The 18,090-nt window shown below is 44.7% G+C and carries 21 protein-coding genes; 8 read left to right on the forward strand and 13 right to left on the reverse strand.

Features of this window, described 5'->3' with window-relative positions; all coding sequences use genetic code 11:
- Positions 1-54: 54 nt before the first annotated feature.
- On the forward strand, positions 55-300 hold the full coding sequence (locus J4N39_RS16390) for a hypothetical protein (RefSeq protein ID WP_252025905.1): 246 nt from the start codon (positions 55-57) through the stop codon (positions 298-300).
- Positions 301-343: 43 nt separating this feature from the next.
- Here the strand turns inward: J4N39_RS16390 and J4N39_RS16395 are convergent, their stop codons facing one another.
- Positions 344-919 carry a hypothetical protein gene (locus tag J4N39_RS16395; protein ID WP_252025907.1) on the reverse strand — a complete coding sequence of 192 codons (576 nt, stop codon included), beginning with the start codon at positions 917-919 and terminating at the stop codon, positions 344-346.
- A 283-nt stretch (positions 920-1,202) separates the two neighbouring features.
- Between J4N39_RS16395 and J4N39_RS16400 the strand changes: the two genes are divergently transcribed.
- Positions 1,203-1,550 carry a helix-turn-helix domain-containing protein gene (locus J4N39_RS16400; RefSeq protein WP_252025909.1) on the forward strand — a complete coding sequence of 116 codons (348 nt, stop codon included), beginning with the start codon at positions 1,203-1,205 and terminating at the stop codon, positions 1,548-1,550.
- Between the two features lie 9 nt (positions 1,551-1,559).
- Here the strand turns inward: J4N39_RS16400 and J4N39_RS16405 are convergent, their stop codons facing one another.
- Both J4N39_RS16405 and J4N39_RS16410 read right to left on the reverse strand, forming a co-directional pair.
- Positions 1,560-2,099, reverse strand: coding sequence for a sigma-70 family RNA polymerase sigma factor (locus tag J4N39_RS16405; protein ID WP_252025911.1), 540 nt, complete (start codon positions 2,097-2,099; stop codon positions 1,560-1,562).
- A 114-nt stretch (positions 2,100-2,213) separates the two neighbouring features.
- On the reverse strand, positions 2,214-2,909 hold the full coding sequence (locus J4N39_RS16410) for a glutathione S-transferase family protein (protein WP_252025913.1): 696 nt from the start codon (positions 2,907-2,909) through the stop codon (positions 2,214-2,216).
- A gap of 157 nt (positions 2,910-3,066) precedes the next feature.
- On the opposite strand from J4N39_RS16410, the gene J4N39_RS16415 reads away from it, so the two are divergent.
- Together J4N39_RS16415 and J4N39_RS16420 are read left to right on the forward strand one after the other, a co-directional pair.
- The gene (locus tag J4N39_RS16415; RefSeq protein ID WP_252025915.1) at positions 3,067-4,731 is read left to right on the forward strand and encodes an amidohydrolase; all 1,665 of its coding nucleotides are present in this window, start codon (positions 3,067-3,069) and stop codon (positions 4,729-4,731) included.
- Between the two features lie 105 nt (positions 4,732-4,836).
- Positions 4,837-5,622, forward strand: a complete 786-nt coding sequence (locus tag J4N39_RS16420; RefSeq protein ID WP_252025917.1) for a transporter substrate-binding domain-containing protein — start codon at positions 4,837-4,839, stop codon at positions 5,620-5,622.
- A gap of 53 nt (positions 5,623-5,675) precedes the next feature.
- Here J4N39_RS16420 and J4N39_RS16425 read toward each other — a convergent pair whose 3' ends face one another.
- Positions 5,676-6,827, reverse strand: coding sequence for an acyl-CoA desaturase (locus J4N39_RS16425; protein ID WP_252025919.1), 1,152 nt, complete (start codon positions 6,825-6,827; stop codon positions 5,676-5,678).
- A 119-nt stretch (positions 6,828-6,946) separates the two neighbouring features.
- On the reverse strand, positions 6,947-8,146 hold the full coding sequence (locus J4N39_RS16430) for an MFS transporter (RefSeq protein WP_252025921.1): 1,200 nt from the start codon (positions 8,144-8,146) through the stop codon (positions 6,947-6,949).
- 92 nt (positions 8,147-8,238) lie between these two features.
- Here J4N39_RS16430 and soxR point away from each other — a divergent pair, with 92 nt between their 5' ends.
- Together soxR and J4N39_RS16440 are read left to right on the forward strand one after the other, a co-directional pair.
- Positions 8,239-8,661, forward strand: coding sequence for a redox-sensitive transcriptional activator SoxR (gene soxR / locus J4N39_RS16435; protein WP_252025923.1), 423 nt, complete (start codon positions 8,239-8,241; stop codon positions 8,659-8,661).
- 9 nt (positions 8,662-8,670) lie between these two features.
- Positions 8,671-9,069: an OsmC family protein gene (locus J4N39_RS16440; RefSeq protein ID WP_252025926.1), complete on the forward strand. Its 399-nt coding sequence runs from the start codon at positions 8,671-8,673 to the stop codon at positions 9,067-9,069.
- Positions 9,070-9,133: 64 nt separating this feature from the next.
- On the opposite strand, the gene J4N39_RS16445 is transcribed toward J4N39_RS16440, so the two are convergent.
- The 5 genes from J4N39_RS16445 to J4N39_RS16465 all read right to left on the reverse strand — a co-directional run bounded on the left by J4N39_RS16445 (position 9,134) and on the right by J4N39_RS16465 (position 14,227).
- On the reverse strand, positions 9,134-9,697 hold the full coding sequence (locus J4N39_RS16445; RefSeq protein ID WP_252025928.1) for a putative outer membrane beta-barrel protein: 564 nt from the start codon (positions 9,695-9,697) through the stop codon (positions 9,134-9,136).
- A 111-nt stretch (positions 9,698-9,808) separates the two neighbouring features.
- Entirely contained in the window at positions 9,809-10,261 is a 453-nt protein-coding gene (locus tag J4N39_RS16450) for an Mpo1 family 2-hydroxy fatty acid dioxygenase (RefSeq protein ID WP_252025930.1), read from the reverse strand.
- A 142-nt stretch (positions 10,262-10,403) separates the two neighbouring features.
- Positions 10,404-11,939 carry an Lcl domain-containing protein gene (locus tag J4N39_RS16455; protein ID WP_252025932.1) on the reverse strand — a complete coding sequence of 512 codons (1,536 nt, stop codon included), beginning with the start codon at positions 11,937-11,939 and terminating at the stop codon, positions 10,404-10,406.
- A gap of 95 nt (positions 11,940-12,034) precedes the next feature.
- Positions 12,035-12,664 (reverse strand): winged helix-turn-helix domain-containing protein, encoded by a 630-nt coding sequence (locus J4N39_RS16460; protein WP_353505631.1) that lies wholly within the window; start codon positions 12,662-12,664, stop codon positions 12,035-12,037.
- A 96-nt stretch (positions 12,665-12,760) separates the two neighbouring features.
- The gene (locus tag J4N39_RS16465) at positions 12,761-14,227 is read right to left on the reverse strand and encodes an ATP-binding protein (RefSeq protein WP_252025936.1); all 1,467 of its coding nucleotides are present in this window, start codon (positions 14,225-14,227) and stop codon (positions 12,761-12,763) included.
- A gap of 278 nt (positions 14,228-14,505) precedes the next feature.
- Between J4N39_RS16465 and J4N39_RS16470 the strand changes: the two genes are divergently transcribed.
- Positions 14,506-15,135 carry a glutathione S-transferase family protein gene (locus J4N39_RS16470; RefSeq protein ID WP_252025938.1) on the forward strand — a complete coding sequence of 210 codons (630 nt, stop codon included), beginning with the start codon at positions 14,506-14,508 and terminating at the stop codon, positions 15,133-15,135.
- Between the two features lie 58 nt (positions 15,136-15,193).
- Here J4N39_RS16470 and J4N39_RS16475 read toward each other — a convergent pair whose 3' ends face one another.
- The gene (locus J4N39_RS16475; protein ID WP_252025940.1) at positions 15,194-15,541 is read right to left on the reverse strand and encodes a RidA family protein; all 348 of its coding nucleotides are present in this window, start codon (positions 15,539-15,541) and stop codon (positions 15,194-15,196) included.
- A 212-nt stretch (positions 15,542-15,753) separates the two neighbouring features.
- On the opposite strand from J4N39_RS16475, the gene J4N39_RS16480 reads away from it, so the two are divergent.
- Positions 15,754-16,185, forward strand: a complete 432-nt coding sequence (locus J4N39_RS16480; protein WP_252025942.1) for a hypothetical protein — start codon at positions 15,754-15,756, stop codon at positions 16,183-16,185.
- 66 nt (positions 16,186-16,251) lie between these two features.
- Here J4N39_RS16480 and J4N39_RS16485 read toward each other — a convergent pair whose 3' ends face one another.
- Entirely contained in the window at positions 16,252-16,872 is a 621-nt protein-coding gene (locus J4N39_RS16485) for a sugar transferase (protein WP_252025944.1), read from the reverse strand.
- 30 nt (positions 16,873-16,902) lie between these two features.
- A complete protein-coding gene (locus J4N39_RS16490) occupies positions 16,903-18,090 on the reverse strand; it encodes a glycosyltransferase family 2 protein (RefSeq protein ID WP_252025946.1) in 1,188 nt (395 codons plus the stop codon).

The following is an 18,090-nucleotide window of genomic DNA, read 5'->3' on the forward strand; positions in this document are numbered from 1 at the left end:
TTTTGCCTTATACCTTACTATTTCAAAGGTTTATCTTAATCCAAGGAGAATGGTATGGACACACCAATGGCGATCTCGAATTACCTTGCTGCCATCATCGTGATGATTTTGGGTTACCCCTTCGCACTCGTCGCAATTCAAATCGCAATTTATGACAAAAGCTTCCGGTCGAAGTTTTCACGTTGGTTTAATTTGGGCATGTTAGTGGTGCTTGCGGTGCTGTTTTATCTGCATCTGCAAACAGAAGTGATCTATGGAAAAGAGTTGCTTGATGCGTGGAATGCAGCGAATAGTAAATAAAATGGGGCAAACGCCCCATCTCATCAATAGATTAACAAGCCGATCAGAAACGATAACCTACCAGGCCAACAATTTTCTTCTCAGCAAAGTCGTTCAAGAACTCAGCAGAAGTTGCTGTGGAGTATGTGTAGCGAACACCAAGCATCAGATGTGACATCATCAAGTCGACACCACCACCAAACTTAGGACCATGGCTTTTCACTCGGTCGCGCTTTTCAACTTTTAGGTTGAAGATGCCGTAGCCACCGATCAGGTAGGCATTAAGCTGTGCGCTGTCGCTGAGTTCAAATTGCTTACCACCCAGTAGATAACCTGTGTAAGTATCTGAGCCTTTAACATTGATTGAGGTGTAAGGGGTTGTTGAAATGTCGTATGCGGTAAAGTCGTGTTCAAGAAAACCAACTTCTAGTTCACCACCAATAAACCAGCGTTGCTCTCCCCAGTAATTTCGACCACCAAAGGCAACCGAATATTGTTTGCCTTTCTCATCATCGAGTTTATGGTCTGCGTAGCTCGCGTAAACATAAAGATCTTGTTTTTTCATTTCCTGCGGATGTTGATCGGCAGCCACTGCCATCGATGTTAATCCTAAAAGCCCTGCAGCAAAAATGCGTTTCATTGTTAACTCTCCTTAGCCAACGTACTGTGTTTTGTATTTATATCTAGCGTTTTGTAATTAGATTAGTGACTTGCAAGTATAACTCAAGTCTATGGGAATAAAGTTTGGTATAGATTTCATTTTTGCGTCAAATAATGATTAAGTCATTTTTTGGGCCACTTATTTTGACTTTATGGCGTAACTCTAACCAAATTTCACCTGACGATGACACTTTTATAAATAAAGCTGCGCAGAATTTGTGCCCAATGAACAAGATCCCTTGGCAATGAATCAGGAGTGGGCAGTGGAATTTACTCAGCAAGATAGAGAGGCGCTATACAACGTATGGATGTCTCAAAAAGCGAAAATGCGTATCACCCAAATGGAAGTGGCAAAAAAGCTAGGGCTAACCCAATTACAGTTTTCTAACACTTTGCGTGGAGGCTTACCTCTAACCATGCCATTTGTCAGTCAGTTTTGTCGCATGCTACATGTTGACCCACAGTTGCTGCTTCCATCGCTAATGCCAAATAACAGTGATAAGGCCAAAGTGGTCTACTTACAAAATCGAATCAGTGTTGATGGCGAGATACAGCATGTATATATAGATGGTAAAGATGTCGTTATCGAGTACGCACACACGGTATCTTAGCCGCAGAAGCTAACAGCCGGCACACTTAGACTTTTTCGGAGTAATATCGCTCAGATTGCCTTGGTGATCGACTGAAAACGAACAGCATTGGTTAAACAACTGATGCAGTGTCTGACGGCTTTTCTTTACTCTTGATTTGAGCGTGGAGTATTTGATGTTGTTTTCGAGAGCGTACTGCTTTTGCGATACACCAGAAATCTCAATTGCTTTCAATAAGTTTGCGTCTTGTTCTGGCAATGCTTCGATAAACGGAATCACGCAATCGGTCAGTTGATCGATTGTGGCAAGAGTGACCGGTTCTTCAGTATGGAAATCGGACAGCTCATCGCTAGGCTTTTGATTGCGGAAATGATCCATCAAAGCATGGTTAGCAATTTGAAATAACCATGACTTGAGCTTGGCGCTATCTTTGAGCTGGTCGAGGTTTTGATAGGTCTTGATCAGCACCTCTTGCAGCACATCGTCTACATCCGCAGGGGATTCTAGCTTGCTGCTCAAAAAAGCACGCAGATTGGTTTGATACGTTAACCAGACAGATTCAATATTCATGGGTAACCAATTAATGAGGCCAACACGTCCTAGTGTAGTGAATGATGCAAATGCTTCGCAAGATCAGCTTGAGCGTGTGCCCTTGAAAGGTCAACACGCTCAAGAAAATTTACGTTAGCAACAAGATGACGATTTGGTCGTACAGCCTGTTGTTTGCACCTTATCCCCGTCAGCAAGATAGGTGTTGGTTAGATAAAACTGTGTAAACTTAGCTTCAAAATCCTGCGCAACGCTTTTATTTGCAAGCCCTGTGGCCATCATCTCTGCTTGCCAAGCTTGCACTTTTGGTAATCCGCACAAAAAGTCATAACCAGTTTTCTGTTTAACAATATGCGCTCGGTGAAGCAGTGGTAACCAAGCTATATCCACTTTACTCACTTGGTCTGATTTAAAAAATTGGTAATTTTCGTCCAGTTTATTTTCTGCTTTTTCAAATACTTTTCTAAGCTTGTTTGCTCTTTCTTCAAATGTGTTTTTATCTTTGCTGCTCATCGCACCACATTGTGGCAGATAGTTTTTACTCGCTAGGTAGCTCCACGCTCTATCCAACGCTTTTTCTTCGTTGTTCACCTGTTCTAAAGCGCCATACTCATCGTCAATGTATTCAATGATGGCGTCGGATTCGAATAGGGCTGTGCCCGACTCCGTGACCATGACGGGTACTTGCCCATGAGGAGATAGTTCTAGGAACCATTGCGGTTTCTCTTTAAGTGAAATGTACTTAATTTCGTATGGGATTTGCTTTGCTTCTAATGCCGCTGTGACACGTTGAACAAATGGGCAAATAGTGAAACTGATGATAGTAAGCATGTTTTGGTTCTCTTTTGATTGTCTAGGTCTTGTCTAGTAAGACGGAGCTATTTCAAAAAAGACGACAAAAAGTTGAAATTAATTCAAACGGTCTCGAATACTTACAGCCGATGCTTCACTATACTTTGGTTATTATGGACTTAGCTTGAGGTATGGGATGAAAAAACTATTGGTCGCCAGCATGTTAGTTAGCGCGATGAGTTATGCCTCGGTCACAGCAGATTGGGTCTACACTAATGCCGATATCTATACCCATAAAAATGCAGATTCCATTGCGATTGCGGAAGGCAAAATTATTAAGATTGGCACCATGGACCAAATCGGGCCTTACCTGTCGCAATATACCCAGGAAGTCGATTTAAACGGGGCATTTATCTTGCCTGGCTTTATAGACAATCATAACCATGTATTTGAAGCCGCATCAGGTATTGGAGGAGATTGTGAACTTGGGCTTGAAGAAGGGCTTGAGGAACAAATCGAGTACTTACAAGCCTGTCGAAGCGAAGTGGATCTAGACCAGTGGGTGATTGGTTACGGTTTTAGCTTAGAACCCATTCTACGTGGTGAATCAGAGCGAACACCATTAGAAGTCATCGATGCTGTTTTTCCCGACCAGCCCGTTATTTTTATGGAGCAAACGTCTCACTCAATGTGGGTCAATTCAGTTGCGCTGACCAAAGCAGGAATAGACCAGCATACCCTAGATCCCAAGGGTGGCCGAATTCTCAAGGACCCACAAAGCGGGAAGTTGCTAGGGATATTGCTCGATAACGCTGGAGACCAAGTGATGGAGCTCGCTTGGAACAGTAAACAGGACCTTTTCAATCAGAACTATGCAGGTTTGATGGCTGGCCTTGAAGAAGCCGCCAAATACGGTATCACCACCATAGGGGATGGCCGGATGTACTGGAAGCGTGGCTGGTTTGATGTATGGCGAGCGGCGGACAAAAATGGAGACTTAACCGCTAGAGTATCATTACGTCCTTGGATTTACCCAAGTGAGCCCATGTCGACTCAACTTACCTATTTGCGCGAGTTCTACACTCCAGTAACTGACGATGCGCTGCTGGTGGTTGATCAAGTCAAAATGTATAGCGATGGGATATTGATTAATGGCACGTCAAAGCTGCTTAGACCTTACGTTAATACTTACCTTCTTAATGACCCCTTAGGTATTAATTACATCTCACCCGATGCGATGAAACTCTGGCTACAAGCGCTTGATGAAATTGGTTACGGTGCGCATATTCATGCCATCGGTGATGGTGCGATTCGAGAGTCTCTCAATGCCATTGAAGTGATGCGAGCGCAAAAATCCACTCAACGGTATACCCTCACTCATGTTGAGTTGGTGAACTCAAAAGATGTACCTAGGTTTGCCAAACTTGATGTGACGGCAGATTTCCAAGTGGGCTCAGATTATGTGGCCTATCATGACCATCAATGGGCAGAAGCCTTTCTTGGTGCTAAAAGGGCGAGAGCCTTAATGAATTTAAATGCGATCGCCCAAACTGAGGCCAACGTAACCTTAAGTAGCGATTGGAATGTGCACCATCTCAATCCACTGGTGGGAATAGGTAATAGCCTTATCATGGGTAATACTGGACTGCCAAATGTTGATGCAGCCATCGATGCCTACACGATCAATGCCGCCAGGAGTTTGGGGCTAGAGCGTCAAACAGGCTCATTAAAAGTGGGCAAATGGGCTGACTTTGTGGTGCTGGATCGCAATATAACCGTCTTGCCACCTGAAAAAATTGCCACCAGTCAGGTGTTGCTGACCGTGCTGCAAGGGGATGTCGTTTACCGAGCAAATGAGTAGCGCAGGTTATGACATCTTCGTCTACACTTTGAATATGGAATCTTTTTAATAATCAATAAGGTAGTAGAGTAACTGCCAAGCAAGGAACGCTGGATAAGTGATTGGATGAGAACCTTTTATATTTGCTCGCAACTGATGAAGCTATCGCTTTTATTGCTGCTATCTTCTGTGGTGCTGACAGTTAGTGCCCAGACACAGCAGGAAGACGGAAATCTGCAAACAGAGCCATTTAAGATGTTGATCAGTTACCCAGAGCACACCGAAGTGTATCAGGTGGTCACCAAGATTTACCGTAAGTTGTTTGACCGTTTGGATATGGATATTGAATTTATTTATCGTCCACTCAAACGAGGTGCCATGGATATTTCCACCGGCAAATATGATGGTGAAACTGGGCGAAGTTTGCAGTATGAAAATTCAGAATCCAATGTGGTAAGAGTCAGAGAGCCACTTTATATCGCTACACTGGCTGCTTTCGTCAAGGGGGAGGCAATTAGTGGGTTAAATGGCTGGAAGAGTTTGCAAGATACGCCTTATCGAGTGAACTATCGAAGAGGGGCGAATGTACCAGAGTTGAACCTGCCTAATCTAGTTAACCCTAAACAGCTATCTGTTGTGAATACGGCAGACCAAGGGATTAAAAAACTGTTACTCGGTCGAACCGATATTTATGTTGATTCCAAAATTAATGTCACGTCTGCACTACAACAGTTTACCCCACATGACCAACAGGCTGTCCGCCAAGCAGGTGTGCTAGAGCGGGTTCCTCTGTATATGTATCTTCACAAAAAACATGAGGATTTAGAGCCTAAATTACGGCTGATGTTGATCGTAATAAAACGTGAGAATGTGGTTGAGAAAGCGGTAAATGAAGTCTATCAGAACAAGTAATAGATTACATTTGAAGGGTGTTGGCCATACTGGCTCAACACCCTTTTTAGAACCTAAGTCAGCTTCGCTTGAGTGGCGATTTTGACTTCAGCAATGGTTTGTTCCCACTGATTTCGCTGAGTATCTAGTCCTACCTTGATCTGTTCGCATCTTAGCTTCAACACCGAGTATTCATACTTTCTTGCCAAGTTTTCGCGCTTGGATTCTAGCAGCTGTTTCTTGAGCTCATAGTATTCGGTCATCTGTGCAACCAGTGCGTCGAACTCCAGTTGTAATTTATCACTAAACTGCTGAGCATTTTGTAGCTTGGTGAGGTTGTCTTGCGCTTTCTTGAGGCTCATTTGTGCGCGCGCTTTTTCTATTTTGAGTTGGGTAGGTTTTCTTAGCTTGCTGGCAAGACCTAAAAACTCACAGCTTTTAATTAACCATTTGGTTGGATCGTACTGCCACCAGTAGATACCGTTGCGGTAATCATTCTCAAAAATATGATGATAGTTATGGTAGCCCTCTCCAAAGGTGAAGAACGCCAAGATACCGTTATCACGTGCCGTGTTTTTGTCCGTGTAAGGCTGAGATCCCCAGATATGTGCGAGCGAGTTGATAAAGAAAGTTGTGTGGTGGTTAAGTACTAAGCGCACTGCACCTACCATAAGCAGCATTCCAATAATGTCCTGATAGATGATTCCGAGCAGTAGCGGAACACCCAAGTTCATCAATATTGCCAATGGGACATAGTATTTGTGCTGCCACATAACAATTTTGTCTTTTTGTAAGTCGCGGCAGTTACCGTAGTCAGAATAAGTAGCTTTGTTGTAGTGGCGAAGCATCCAACCCATGTGCGAAAACCAAAAACCTCGCTTAGCGGAGTACGGATCTTTGTCATTGTTGTCCACGTGCTTATGGTGAACACGATGGTCAGAAGACCAATGCAAGGCACTATTTTGAAGGGCAAAAGCGCCACCAAGCCCAAAAATAAATCTTAAGCTAGAGTGAGCTTGAAAAGCTTTGTGTGACCAAAGACGGTGGTAGCCAGCGGTAATAGATAAGTTACAAAATGAGAAGGTGATCACTAGCCACACCCAGTGCCAGACGGAATAGCCTTGGGTCAAGCCATACCAAGGTGCCGCAACAACGGCCAGTAACATACTAAAACTAAAGATAAAAACGTTGAGCCATATCAGAGGTGGCTTGGTTTGCGAAACCATGATTATGAGTCCTTTGAGCTTACAAGTGTGCGCTAGAGTATCAGCGTACACCTGTAAGTCAAATGACAGTTTGTAAATTGTTATTTGTAAGGCTTTTAATTGTGCAATTTGGGTAACAATTAGGTCTCAATTGCCAAGTTGAGAGCTTTTGACGAGCGTTGGCTTACTAGCCACATGGTTAAAGTTGCGATTAGAACGGTGACTGCAATGGCGATGAATCCATAGTCGGTCAGTTGGTAGTGGGCCAAAAAGGCAATCAAGGTGTAGCTTAGGCTTTGGACTAGAGTAGAAAACATCGCCAAACCACCGTCGATGCGACCACGCTCTTCAATCGCCACGCTGTGGTGGAGTAGATTGGTTCGAGCGATTCGATTGAGGGCATTGAAGAAGCCAAATACTAGCGTTAGCAATACAATGTAAATTGGTGAGAGCAGTGCAGACATGGCAAACAGAACGGTGCTGAGAACAAACATGCTGCCAAGCATCAACTTCCATTGTGAGTAGGCGGCTAATAGCCTTGCGACAAACACACCTGTAACAAGGGACCCAATACCAAAGGCCATGCTGTAGGCTGCTAAAAAATCTCCTGGTACGTTGTTTTCAGCAAACCAAATCGGGACCAGCTTGCCTAGATAGGTCACTACTGGGTAGCCAAGACACGAGAGAAATATAAAAGTAAAAAACTGCGGTTTACCACTGAATATCTGCTTACTGTCACTGAGTTGTTTGAGGAACGGCACTCGTTTGCTCTTTCTAACTTTGCGTCGGTATGGCGTTACTAGGTAGCAGAGGGTAGAAAGGCTTGACGCTACAACCGCAAACAGTGCGAACTGTTGCATTCCCCACAACTCAAGCAAAATCACACCTAATGCCCCAGCACCAAGGGTTGTGCCTTGCATTACAAGTTCTTGGTAACTGGCAATTTTGGCATACTCATGTGGCTCATAGTTTTCTTGGGTAAATGCGCTATTGGCACTCCATGCGATGTTATTGGTGACCCAAAAAATGATTTGAGCGAGCGCTAGCATCCATACGTTGCCTAATTCAAAGCTAAACATTATTAAAACGGTAAAGGCGGTGATCACCTGTGCGATTTGAACACCGATAAGTACCTTCTTACGAGACTGGCGGTCGATCAGAGTGGCAAAAAACGGGGTGGACACAAACGACAGGCCAGTACATGTGAGGGCCACTAGAGCGACAAATGCGCCCATATCACCCTGTTTGAGCATCACCCAAGGTAGCGCCATCATAAATAAACCCGAGCTGATGCCATCGAAAAAGAATCCTGATAAGTAGGGTATGGTTTTTTTGAACATAAATTCGCCTCCTGCGTTGTTAGTTGCTACTCTAAAACCTCAAGTTAAGTTGAGGTAAAGCACTTTTTTAACGCATAGGAGGGGGTGTTGAGATGGATCTCAGTGTGGGTGAAGTAGCGAAGCGTTCAGGGGTAAAAGTCTCTGCACTGCATTTTTATGAACAGAAAGAGTTGATTTCCAGTTGGCGAAATTCGGGTAATCAGCGCCGTTACCATCGTGGTGTTCTGAGAAGGATCGCAGTAATTAAGGCGGCGCAACAAGTTGGCCTGACGCTTGAAGAGATCGCCCAAGCGATGGCGCATTTGCCTAAACATCAAGCGCCCAGCAAAGCTGAGTGGGAAAAAATGAGCCGAGGATGGCAGACACTGTTAGAGCAGCGCATTGCCAAAATTGAAGCGCTACAAAGTAAGCTAAGTAATTGTATTGGCTGTGGGTGCTTGTCACTTGATAGCTGTGCGTTGTATAACCCTGAAGATGAATTGGGTGACAACCACTCAGGGCCGCAATTGTTGTAAGGAAATAAGATGCAAGCAGAAGTAAGTTGGGTAGATGGTCTTAAATTTTTAGGTACGTCTCAATCGGGTCATTCAATTGTGATGGACGGCAAGGGCGGTGATAGTGCGCCGAGTCCAATGGAAATGGTATTGATGGCCGCAGGCGGCTGTAGCTCGGTCGATGTTGTGGCAGGGCTGAAAGATCAAGGCCAACAAGTGACCGGCTGCGTAGCGAAGCTGACCACAGAACGCCGTGAAACCGCACCAAGAATATTTACTGCGATAAATATCCACTTTGAAGTGAGTGGGCAGGATCTGGATTCAGAATTGGTTGCAAAAGCGGCTAAAGATTCACTAGAAAAGTACTGTTCAGTCTGTTTGATGCTCGGAGGAGGGGTTGAAATGACCCATACTTGGGAGGTTGTTTGATATTTTATTAATACTAAAAAAGGCGCACGAAGCGCCTTTTTTGATTAGATGTAGAAACTACTGATTAGAAGCGGTAACCAACCATCAAAGATACGTTCTGCTGGTACTTGTGTTCAATATCCATATCAGAGATATGCATATCACCGTCCATCATTTTCACATCTTGTTTAGCAGCAAAAGTGTAGTGCAGGTTAACATTCCAGTTATCTGTTACATCGTAGCCTAGGCCAACAAATGGACGTACAACAGAGTTGTCACCTTTCGCTGATTTGTTGCCAAGGAGAGGAAGATTAAGGGTAGTGCCTGCATCTACATTAGACATGGTAGCACCTGCTTTAAATGCGATGCCATTATCTAGACGGTAACCACCATAGATAGAGTAGTCTTTTTGCTCAGTGGCAACATAACCTAACTCAGGAAGTTCTTCAACGTGTGGGTTAGATTCAGTTAGAGTGTTGTAACCTTGTACACCCACGATAAATTGCTTGTAGCCAGCTTCAAGCGCGATAGCGCTACCGTTAGCTGTATCGTAACCGCCTAGGAATGCGAAATCGAAATCTGATTTTTCTTCTGCCGCAAATGCGTTTAGAGAAGTAAGAAGAGCGGCTGCGATTGCTAGTTTTTTCATTTTAAACCTCAGTAAGGTGAACGTTTGCTTAACTGAGGTTTAATGTAATACCTAGCGAATTGTTCAATGTCATCGTATTGTTATTTTGAACACTGTTTTGTTAGCTCTATGTCAGGCGAGCTTTCTAGCTCGATAGCTCTTGAATACCCAGATAGGACCTATTAATAGAAATTGGATGTCATCGAAGAAGGAGGGTTTTTTGCCTTCTATCTTGTGGCCAACAAACTGCATTATCCATAAAACAACGAATAAACCGATAGAGTATTCCAATAGTGGTTTGCCATTGCTCTCTACAATTGCTACCAATCCGATACACACCAAACTAAAGGCTGCCATGATTAACATGATTGGAATCGATAGCCGAGCATAAAACGCCAATGCGAAGGCGAGCACTATGTATACCCAGTTGATAGTCGTCTCGAACACATTAAGTTGGGGCAGACACCAAAGTAGTCCAACAATAGATAAGTAAATGCCCGGCACTGCGACTTTATGGATCATTACATTGGTTTTGTTTTGATGGCTTTCGGCGTAAGCCGCTAGCCAATCTTCTAGAGTTCGCATCCTTTATCCTTATTTGTTGCGAAAATGTTAATTTCATTTTTGGCGTGGTACGATGAGTTAGCAAGTCTCTAGCGATGAAACTGAGATCTTTCCACCAGTTTTATCGCAAAAGGCCCCAAGCTAAGCTTGAGACCTTCAATTTTTACCGTGATGGTGGGGCAGGTATCTCATCTTCAGTGAGGTAGCCATCCCCATTTCTATCTAACCTATCAAAGTCTTGCGCCAATGGCCCTCTCACTTCTTGACGAGAAAGTTTGCCATCGTTGTTGCGGTCAAGGTCCGTCATTGGGTTTCTGCCACCTCTAGGGTCTTTCATATCGCCTTCAGGTCGGGTGCGATTGTTATTTGTTTGGTTAGGTTTGCTTCTCATCGCCCCTTGTTCAGAGGTATTGGTGATGGTGGCGACAAACTGGGTGCGGGATTCGCCTTGTGGGCTCTCAACCCATTGACTGTGGTTATCTGTCACGCAGCGCACCATGTTGTCGATTCGAATCGAATCACCTTGCGGCCCTTTGCCGTCTGGGTAACGACTTGCATCACCAACCTTGTCATCACTTCGCTGAGCACCTGCACCATGGACATCAAGCCAAGTACCTTTCATTTTGCCCATGGAACGACCAAATGAGACATAAGCTCCCGCTTTGGCGTTCTGAGTGTTGAGATGGGTAGTACTGCTCCAGTAGTTAGCGTAATCCTTGTTGCCCGCCTCGTTGGTGATAGCCGTGGCGTTGAAGAGAGGATCAATCGCTGCGCTATCAGTTGTATCTGGTGAACGGCTATAATCGACGATCGATTGAAGTTCTTTCACGTTTGGTAAGCGCCACGCGTCACTGCCCGCCAAGGTTAAGTTTTCACAAAAAGCTAAAGCGGTTGGGAAATCCATGGCTTTAGCACTGTCGCTTTGTTGCCAAGTAAGTCCTGTGGCGTGGTCGGTAATCGTGTCATTGCTGTTGGCTACAAACTTATTGATGCCATAATCGGTGTTTCCTCGCACTGGCATAACGTAGAAGGTTTTTTCATCACCACGTGGTGAAGTTAGCCCGTAACCTTTGATTCGGCCGTCAATGAAGTTAACACCAAACATGGTTTCATCCCCTTTCATGGTGGTCGATACATACTTAGTGGACGTTGCATACTGGCTATCAATTAAGCGCTCTCCGGCTTCCATATCGCCGCTGTTAAAATCAAAGTAATCGATATGAATGAAAGGAGTGAGATTGTAGGAGCCTTCTTTCACTCCGCTTGGGTCCTGACCATCAAACAAGATAAGCGAGTAAAGCTCTTTAATCGTAGGCAGACGCCAGTCGGAATAACCCGATGTTTTAAGGCTCGCAACATACGCTAGAGCTTGCTCGTAGGTCATCTTGTCATGAACGTTGATAACACCATCGCCATTGGTATCGGTAGAGTTACGCCACATCAGGCCAGTGACATTATCTGTTATCGTACCGTCGAGGTTGTTGTAATAGCTCGGCTGAAAACCTTGATACTGCGCATCTTGCCCGTAGGTCTGTTCACCTTTGGTGGGACAGCTGGCGAGTACGTCATTGAGGCCAATACAAGTTCTCTGGTTAGTATCAACAATCGGGTAGGTTAAAGTGTTGGCTTGTGCTTGCATTGCCGCAAGAGCCGACAAAATGGCAATGGTGAACTGGTGCTTGCGAGTAAAGGTCTTCATTATGCTTTCCCCTTATTGGTATAGGTTAAGCCTAAAAACCAATTTCGAAGCAAATATGGAGAGAATGTGGTTTCTCTCCATCACTAAGTACAATACTAGGCGAGGGGAAGCTCCATTTTGTACCCAACGCTGTAGATGGACTTAATGTAGTCACTTTCAGGATCAACTTTTTGCATTTTCTTGCGTAAGTTTTTGATATGGCTATCGATAGTTCGATCAGATACGACACGGTGATCATCGTAGATACAATCGATCAGCTGGTCACGTGAGAATATTCGACCTTGGTGGTCAAACAAATGATTGAGCAGACGAAATTCAGCGGGAGTGAGGGTTAACTCGTTACCATTGAGCTTACAAATCATGGCTTGCTGATCGAGTTCTAATCCATGTTTGAATCTTGGTGCCGTCGCTTTTTGCGAGCGGCGTAATACATTTTTGATACGAGCGATAACTTCTCGTGGACTGTAGGGTTTGCAGATATAGTCATCCGCCCCAAGCTCCAATCCGAGCAAACGGTCAATTTCTTCCACTTTGGCCGTTGCCATGATGACGGGGATCTCACTAAAGGTTCTCAATTCTCGAAAAATATCGAGACCATCTCGATTGGGCAGCATTAGATCGAGCAGGATAAGATCTGGAGTGTTGGTTCTTAACCATGGAATAGCGTCTGCACCGTCATCGATTAAGTGGCTATTGAACCCTGCGTGCTGCAAGTATTCTTGCATTACGCTTCCAAGAGAGGGCTCGTCTTCAATCACTAGAATAGTTTGTGTCACTGGGTCTTCCTTTATCTCTTCGTAGTCCTATTTTCTACGTGATCCTTAAATGCTGGTTTGAGCCGGTAGGATGATTGTGATGCTCAACCCTCCCAACTCAGAGTCCTGTGCGGAGATTGTACCGCCATGGGCTTTAACAATGTTCTTGCAGATCGCAAGCCCTAACCCTGAGCCTCCTTCGGTGCGACTTCGGGATTTATCCACTCGATATAGCCGCTCAAAGAGTTTGGACTGATGGGCTTTGGCGACCGCAGGCGCACTGTCTTTAACTTCAATCGTAATCAGCTTTTCGCTCGAATGTAGGTTGAAGTGAACTTGTCCTTGTTCGTCGGTGTATCGATAGCTGTTCTCTAATACATTGTTCAAGAGTTGACTCATCGCTTTACTGTCACCATTGGCAACGATGCCACTAGTCACATTGCTGCGCAGCGTCAACCCTTTGTCTTGGTAACGGGTTTGATAGCGTTTAACGGTTTCATTCGCAAGCGCAGAATAATCCAAAGACTCGTCGGTTAGATACAAGCTGCCATGTTCGCTTTGAGCAAGGGTGTTCAGATCTCCTACCAATTTCGTCAGATTTAGCGTTTGAGCATGGAGCGAATCGATATATTCAGCACTTGGCGCACGGATACCGTCCTGAATTGCTTCAATTTCGCTACGTAGTACCGCCAGAGGCGTTCTAAGTTCATGGGCAATATCGCCCAGCCATTGCTCTCTAAGTTGTTTCTGCTGCTGCAAAGATTCGCCGAGTTGGTTGAATGCTTCAACTAGGTGGTCAAACTCATCATTACTACGAGTGGTGATCCGGTAAGAAAGTTCACCTTTTGTTAGCTTTCTTGTACCGTCACGCAAAGCTTTCATCGGTGTTAACCAAGTCCGCACGAGAATTAAGGCGATAACCAACGAGATGAATGTACCCGCCGCAAGAATCAAATAGACTTGTTGCATTTGGTGTTCGACAAAACTGTCTGCAAGTGGTTCGGCAATAAATTGGTGTTGTTGCACCGCAATCCAGCCAACAGTTTCCCCCTCAACCTTTATAGCAATAAACTCCATTTTGGTATTGGGCGCAGGGCGCAGGATGTTTTCTCTCGCACCAAGAAGGATCTCTTTGTTGGCATCAAGCAAGTTAAGTCGTTGAAATAAAGGAGAGGTAGGCTGCATTACGCCACGAGGTGGACGAGGAAGCTCTCCTCTAGGCAAGTCATCTATCCGAGCCGGAGCAAACTTGTGCAGCATGTCACGTGTCTTAGGTGGAATTTCTCCAATCTCGAACATGATCTCCGCCCAAATCTTAGGGTTTCGAATAATTCGATCCCAACCGCCGTGTTGGACGTAAGCTTTTTCTGTACGCGTTGCTAGAGATTGTACTTTCTCTAGCTCTTGTTGGTTAAGGTAATCTTGTAACCCCTGTTTGAGGCTACCGTTAATGAGCAGTGCGCTCGCAGCAAACAGTAAAACACTGACTAACAAAAATGAGCTAAACAGTTTGGTAAAGATGGACAGACGCATCCCAGCACTTCCTAATTGAATTCGTTTTCCGGTGGCTAGCGTAGTAAGTGGATATTATTGTTATAACTACACCTGATACTACATAGCGTCGCTGACGTCTAGGCAGTTATTGAGTTTTAGTGATATCTAAGCCGTAGATGTGTGCTGATAGCCATTTATAAAAGCTGTTGTATCAAACAGTTGTATTTGCAGTGAGTATGGCGTAGAAATGTAGTGCTTTTACTCTAATATTTATGGTTATGACTCAATAGTTTGGGTTTGTGAACAAGGATAGTGAAATGATTAAGCTACACCACCTCAATAAATCTCGTTCAAAACGTATTATCTGGTTGCTCGAGGAACTTCAAGTTCCTTACGAGATCACCGCCTATCAAAGAGACGCTCAAACCAACCTTGCCCCACCAGAGCTAAAAGCGATTCACCCGTTGGGAAAATCACCAGTGATTGAACAAGACGGTCATGTGCTGGCTGAGTCTGGTGCCATCATTGAGTACCTTGCACAACGCTATGCTGCCGATACCTTGGTGCCAGAGAAAGACTCATTTAAATATCGTGAGTACCTACAGTGGTTGCACTTTGCTGAGAGCTCAGCGGCTTTGCCCCATTTGATGCACTATTTTCTCAAGGTAGATGGATGCGAAACTCGGTTTCTAGACGGCTATACCAAGCAAGAGCTGGCCAACATATTGGGATACTTGAATACACACTTAAGCGACAATCAATGGTTGGTGGGAGAACAATTTACGGCAGCGGACATATTGTTGTCGTTTGTAATCGAAATGGCGGCTGGGTTAGGCCTATTGGGAGAGTATCCGGCACTTCAACGATATTTGACGGATTTGCATGCAAAGCCAGCGGCGCAAAAAGCAGCCCAACTAGAAGCGGAATATGATAATAACGTAAGCTAAGTTAACCGATTGATAAGAAAAAAAACGCCGAAGCTGAGCTTCGGCGTTTTTTTAGAAATTATTTCTCTGCTGCAACAACAGAAATTTCTACAAGTAGAGCTTCGCGAGCCATGCTTGCTTCAACACATGCGCGTGCTGGAGCGTGGCCAGCTGGAACCCATGCGTCCCATACTGCGTTCATTTCTGCGAAATCTTTCATGTCTTTGATGTAGATAGTTGCAGAAAGCATGTGCTCTTTATCACTGCCTGCTTGCTCAAGAAGCGCTTCAACTTTGTCTAGCATTGTTTGAGTTTGCTCAGTGATGCCTTGCTCAGCATCTGCACAAACTTGACCACAAAGGTAGATAGTACCGTTGTGCTTAACAATGCGGCTCATGCGCTGCTTAGTTTCCATTCTTTCGATCATGGTTCTTTTCACTATGTTGGATAACAGGAGCCAACATTGTATAAGAAACTAGAGATGGTTCAATGTAAAATATAAAAAATATGTGTTGATAAGGTTATTTTGCAAAAATATTTGCTGACCTTCTTATGAGCGAAGCAATAATTCTACATAGATTTGACATGGGATTATTTGAACCGACGTAGAGTCACTACATCGCTAGGGAGGATATTAAAATGCAGATAGATCTGGATAAGCCGAAGCACTTTGTCTTGTGGGCTTTAGCTTTGAATACCCTATACTTAGTTCTTACGTGGATTTTTCAAGAGCTGTTGTTTAAAGGTGGCTTTAACTTCATTCGAGAGCTGTACGGGGTGCAGTTCGTGGTGGGTTTTGCGGCCGCTTATATTATGAGCCGATTGACTCGCCAATCACTGTTATGCTCATTTTTGGCTGGGGTTGGCTATAGCTTATTGGTGTTTTTGTGCGGATCACTGCCTTGGTTATTGCTCATGTTCCACCTAGGGGGCTATCAGCTAGAAGCGATGCATGCATTCAACTTGCTTGGAGCAATAATGATGTTTGAAGTTGCCTTGCAAAACATGTTGATTATGGGGTTAGCCACAAGTCTAACTTATTGGTTTTTTCTGCGCTCAAAGCAGGGTTAACTTGCAATGGTATTAAGTAAAGCCAAGTTAACCCCACAACGGAAATGAACTCGATGGGCCGACATATTATCGGCCTCTGCCGTCTACCATCACCCACAAAGTCTTAAATAAAATCTGCATATCGGTTGCAAACCAACTCGATAAAGAACGGATTGAAAGGGCGTAACTGTGATCGAAACCTACTTTTGAGCGCACATCTTCAATGCATGTGTCGTAGCCTTGGTTGACTTGTGCAAGACCTGTGATCCCCGGAAGCACGCCGTAGGTTCTCTCGGCAAAAAATGGGATAGCATTCTCCAGTTTTTGATAGAACCCCGGACGTTCAGGGCGAGGACCAATCAACGACATGTCTCCCACCAACACGTTAATCAATTGTGGCAATTCGTCTAAGCGGGTTTTGCGCAGGAAGCGACCGACAGGCGTGATGCGAGGATCGTTTTCAGTCGCCCACACAGCGCCGCTTTTGCTTTCGGCATCAATATACATGGTGCGAAATTTGATGATTTCAAACAGTGCCATTTTTTCTGGGGTTGATTTACCGACGCGAAGCTGGCGATAAAAAACAGGCCCCTTGGATGTTACGACAATTGCAAGGGCTACCATAGGCCAAACAGGAAGTGTTAATAGTAGCCCAGCCAATGCGCCAATTAGGTCGAATGTGCGTTTTGCGATAGTAATAATGCTCATAATATTGCTCCTTGAAGTCGATATGACGGGTTATTCGTTGACGCGGTTCCAGCGTCCGGATTCCATGCCTAAAAGGTATCTCAGCCCGCCAATTAGGTTGGCGGTATGGCCTGCGATGAGGTAGCTAAGGTAACGACAAATCGTGTGCTTGAAGAGTGTTGGTTGCCACCAAGCCATCACGCCAATGGCGTACGCAGCTAATTGCAATCCAAGTAGTGCTGCAAACAGTTCGTAATGGCTCAGAGAGATGCTCAACACCAGGCAGCAAATCATCAAATATGGGGTTGCTAGGCGTAGCCCTTTCCCAGAGATAAATGCTAAAGCGATTCCGCGGTGTTTAGGCAAAAACAAACTTGCAAGTTCAATGGCTTGCTGCATGTTACCCGCTGATATTCTCAAACGTCGTTTAAAGTCAGCTTCTTCGCTGGTGGGTTCTTGTTCCAATGCCACCATATTGGGTTCGTAATCGGCGACAAATCCCTGTTTAACTATGGTCATCGGTAAGATGAAGTCATCGTTGATGGTATTGCTAGGTAAGGGTTGGAACAGATGTGTTCTAAACAAATAGAAAGCACCGTGTGAACCTAACGATGAACCTAACGTTGTCTCATCAAGCTTTAACTGACTCTGGTATTGCCAATATTTGGACTCAGCAGCATTAGACTGGTCAAGCAGTTGATAAGTGGCGTTAACGACGCCTGTGGTTGGGCTGCAAAAGTGTGCTGCGGCAATTAATAGAGCGTCGATAGATATCAAGGCAGATACGTCGCTTAGTGCCGTGATATCAGACTGAACACTTATCATGGCATGATTAATGACGGCGACTTTTCCTCGGTTGCCTTCAAACTCCTCGATACGAAACAGAGTGTCTTCACAAATCGGTTCTTGAATGGTATTGCGAGCGATTTGTGCAGTTTCGTCGTGACAGCCATCGCACAGGATTCGAATTTCTAACTTGTTTCTCGGGTAGTCAAGGCTGGCAAGATTACGGATCTTGTCAGCAATCCAGCGCTCTTCATTATAGGCTGGTACGAGTACGGTGATGGATGGCAAATTGCGATCTCGTTTGCCGCCCAAAAACTGTCTTGGCGTGAATTGCGTTTGCTTCGGTCGATGATTCTTTGCGTACCATTTTAGCCACAATGGATAGCCCACATGGTGGTATACGACCAGAGAGCCGCAGGTTAGACACAGTGACATTAAAATCCAATCCAACAT

The sequence above is a fragment of the Vibrio sp. SCSIO 43136 genome, assembly GCF_023716565.1.
Taxonomy (GTDB): Bacteria; Pseudomonadota; Gammaproteobacteria; order Enterobacterales; family Vibrionaceae; genus Vibrio.

What these genes read in the sequence shown, in the direction of transcription:
- J4N39_RS16390 (WP_252025905.1), top strand. Translation starts at nt 55, where the DNA reads ATGGACACACCAATGGCGATCTCGAATTACCTTGCTGCCATCATCGTG.
- J4N39_RS16395 (WP_252025907.1), bottom strand. Translation starts at nt 919, where the DNA reads ATGAAACGCATTTTTGCTGCAGGGCTTTTAGGATTAACATCGATGGCA.
- J4N39_RS16405 (WP_252025911.1), bottom strand. Translation starts at nt 2,099, where the DNA reads ATGAATATTGAATCTGTCTGGTTAACGTATCAAACCAATCTGCGTGCT.
- J4N39_RS16410 (WP_252025913.1), bottom strand. Translation starts at nt 2,909, where the DNA reads ATGCTTACTATCATCAGTTTCACTATTTGCCCATTTGTTCAACGTGTC.
- J4N39_RS16415 (WP_252025915.1), top strand. Translation starts at nt 3,067, where the DNA reads ATGAAAAAACTATTGGTCGCCAGCATGTTAGTTAGCGCGATGAGTTAT.
- J4N39_RS16420 (WP_252025917.1), top strand. Translation starts at nt 4,837, where the DNA reads ATGAGAACCTTTTATATTTGCTCGCAACTGATGAAGCTATCGCTTTTA.
- J4N39_RS16425 (WP_252025919.1), bottom strand. Translation starts at nt 6,827, where the DNA reads ATGGTTTCGCAAACCAAGCCACCTCTGATATGGCTCAACGTTTTTATC.
- J4N39_RS16430 (WP_252025921.1), bottom strand. Translation starts at nt 8,146, where the DNA reads ATGTTCAAAAAAACCATACCCTACTTATCAGGATTCTTTTTCGATGGC.
- soxR (WP_252025923.1), top strand. Translation starts at nt 8,239, where the DNA reads ATGGATCTCAGTGTGGGTGAAGTAGCGAAGCGTTCAGGGGTAAAAGTC.
- J4N39_RS16440 (WP_252025926.1), top strand. Translation starts at nt 8,671, where the DNA reads ATGCAAGCAGAAGTAAGTTGGGTAGATGGTCTTAAATTTTTAGGTACG.
- J4N39_RS16445 (WP_252025928.1), bottom strand. Translation starts at nt 9,697, where the DNA reads ATGAAAAAACTAGCAATCGCAGCCGCTCTTCTTACTTCTCTAAACGCA.
- J4N39_RS16450 (WP_252025930.1), bottom strand. Translation starts at nt 10,261, where the DNA reads ATGCGAACTCTAGAAGATTGGCTAGCGGCTTACGCCGAAAGCCATCAA.
- J4N39_RS16455 (WP_252025932.1), bottom strand. Translation starts at nt 11,939, where the DNA reads ATGAAGACCTTTACTCGCAAGCACCAGTTCACCATTGCCATTTTGTCG.
- J4N39_RS16460 (WP_353505631.1), bottom strand. Translation starts at nt 12,664, where the DNA reads ATGCAAGAATACTTGCAGCACGCAGGGTTCAATAGCCACTTAATCGAT.
- J4N39_RS16465 (WP_252025936.1), bottom strand. Translation starts at nt 14,227, where the DNA reads ATGCGTCTGTCCATCTTTACCAAACTGTTTAGCTCATTTTTGTTAGTC.
- J4N39_RS16470 (WP_252025938.1), top strand. Translation starts at nt 14,506, where the DNA reads ATGATTAAGCTACACCACCTCAATAAATCTCGTTCAAAACGTATTATC.
- J4N39_RS16475 (WP_252025940.1), bottom strand. Translation starts at nt 15,541, where the DNA reads ATGATCGAAAGAATGGAAACTAAGCAGCGCATGAGCCGCATTGTTAAG.
- J4N39_RS16480 (WP_252025942.1), top strand. Translation starts at nt 15,754, where the DNA reads ATGCAGATAGATCTGGATAAGCCGAAGCACTTTGTCTTGTGGGCTTTA.
- J4N39_RS16485 (WP_252025944.1), bottom strand. Translation starts at nt 16,872, where the DNA reads ATGAGCATTATTACTATCGCAAAACGCACATTCGACCTAATTGGCGCA.
- J4N39_RS16490 (WP_252025946.1), bottom strand. Translation starts at nt 18,090, where the DNA reads ATGTTGGATTGGATTTTAATGTCACTGTGTCTAACCTGCGGCTCTCTG.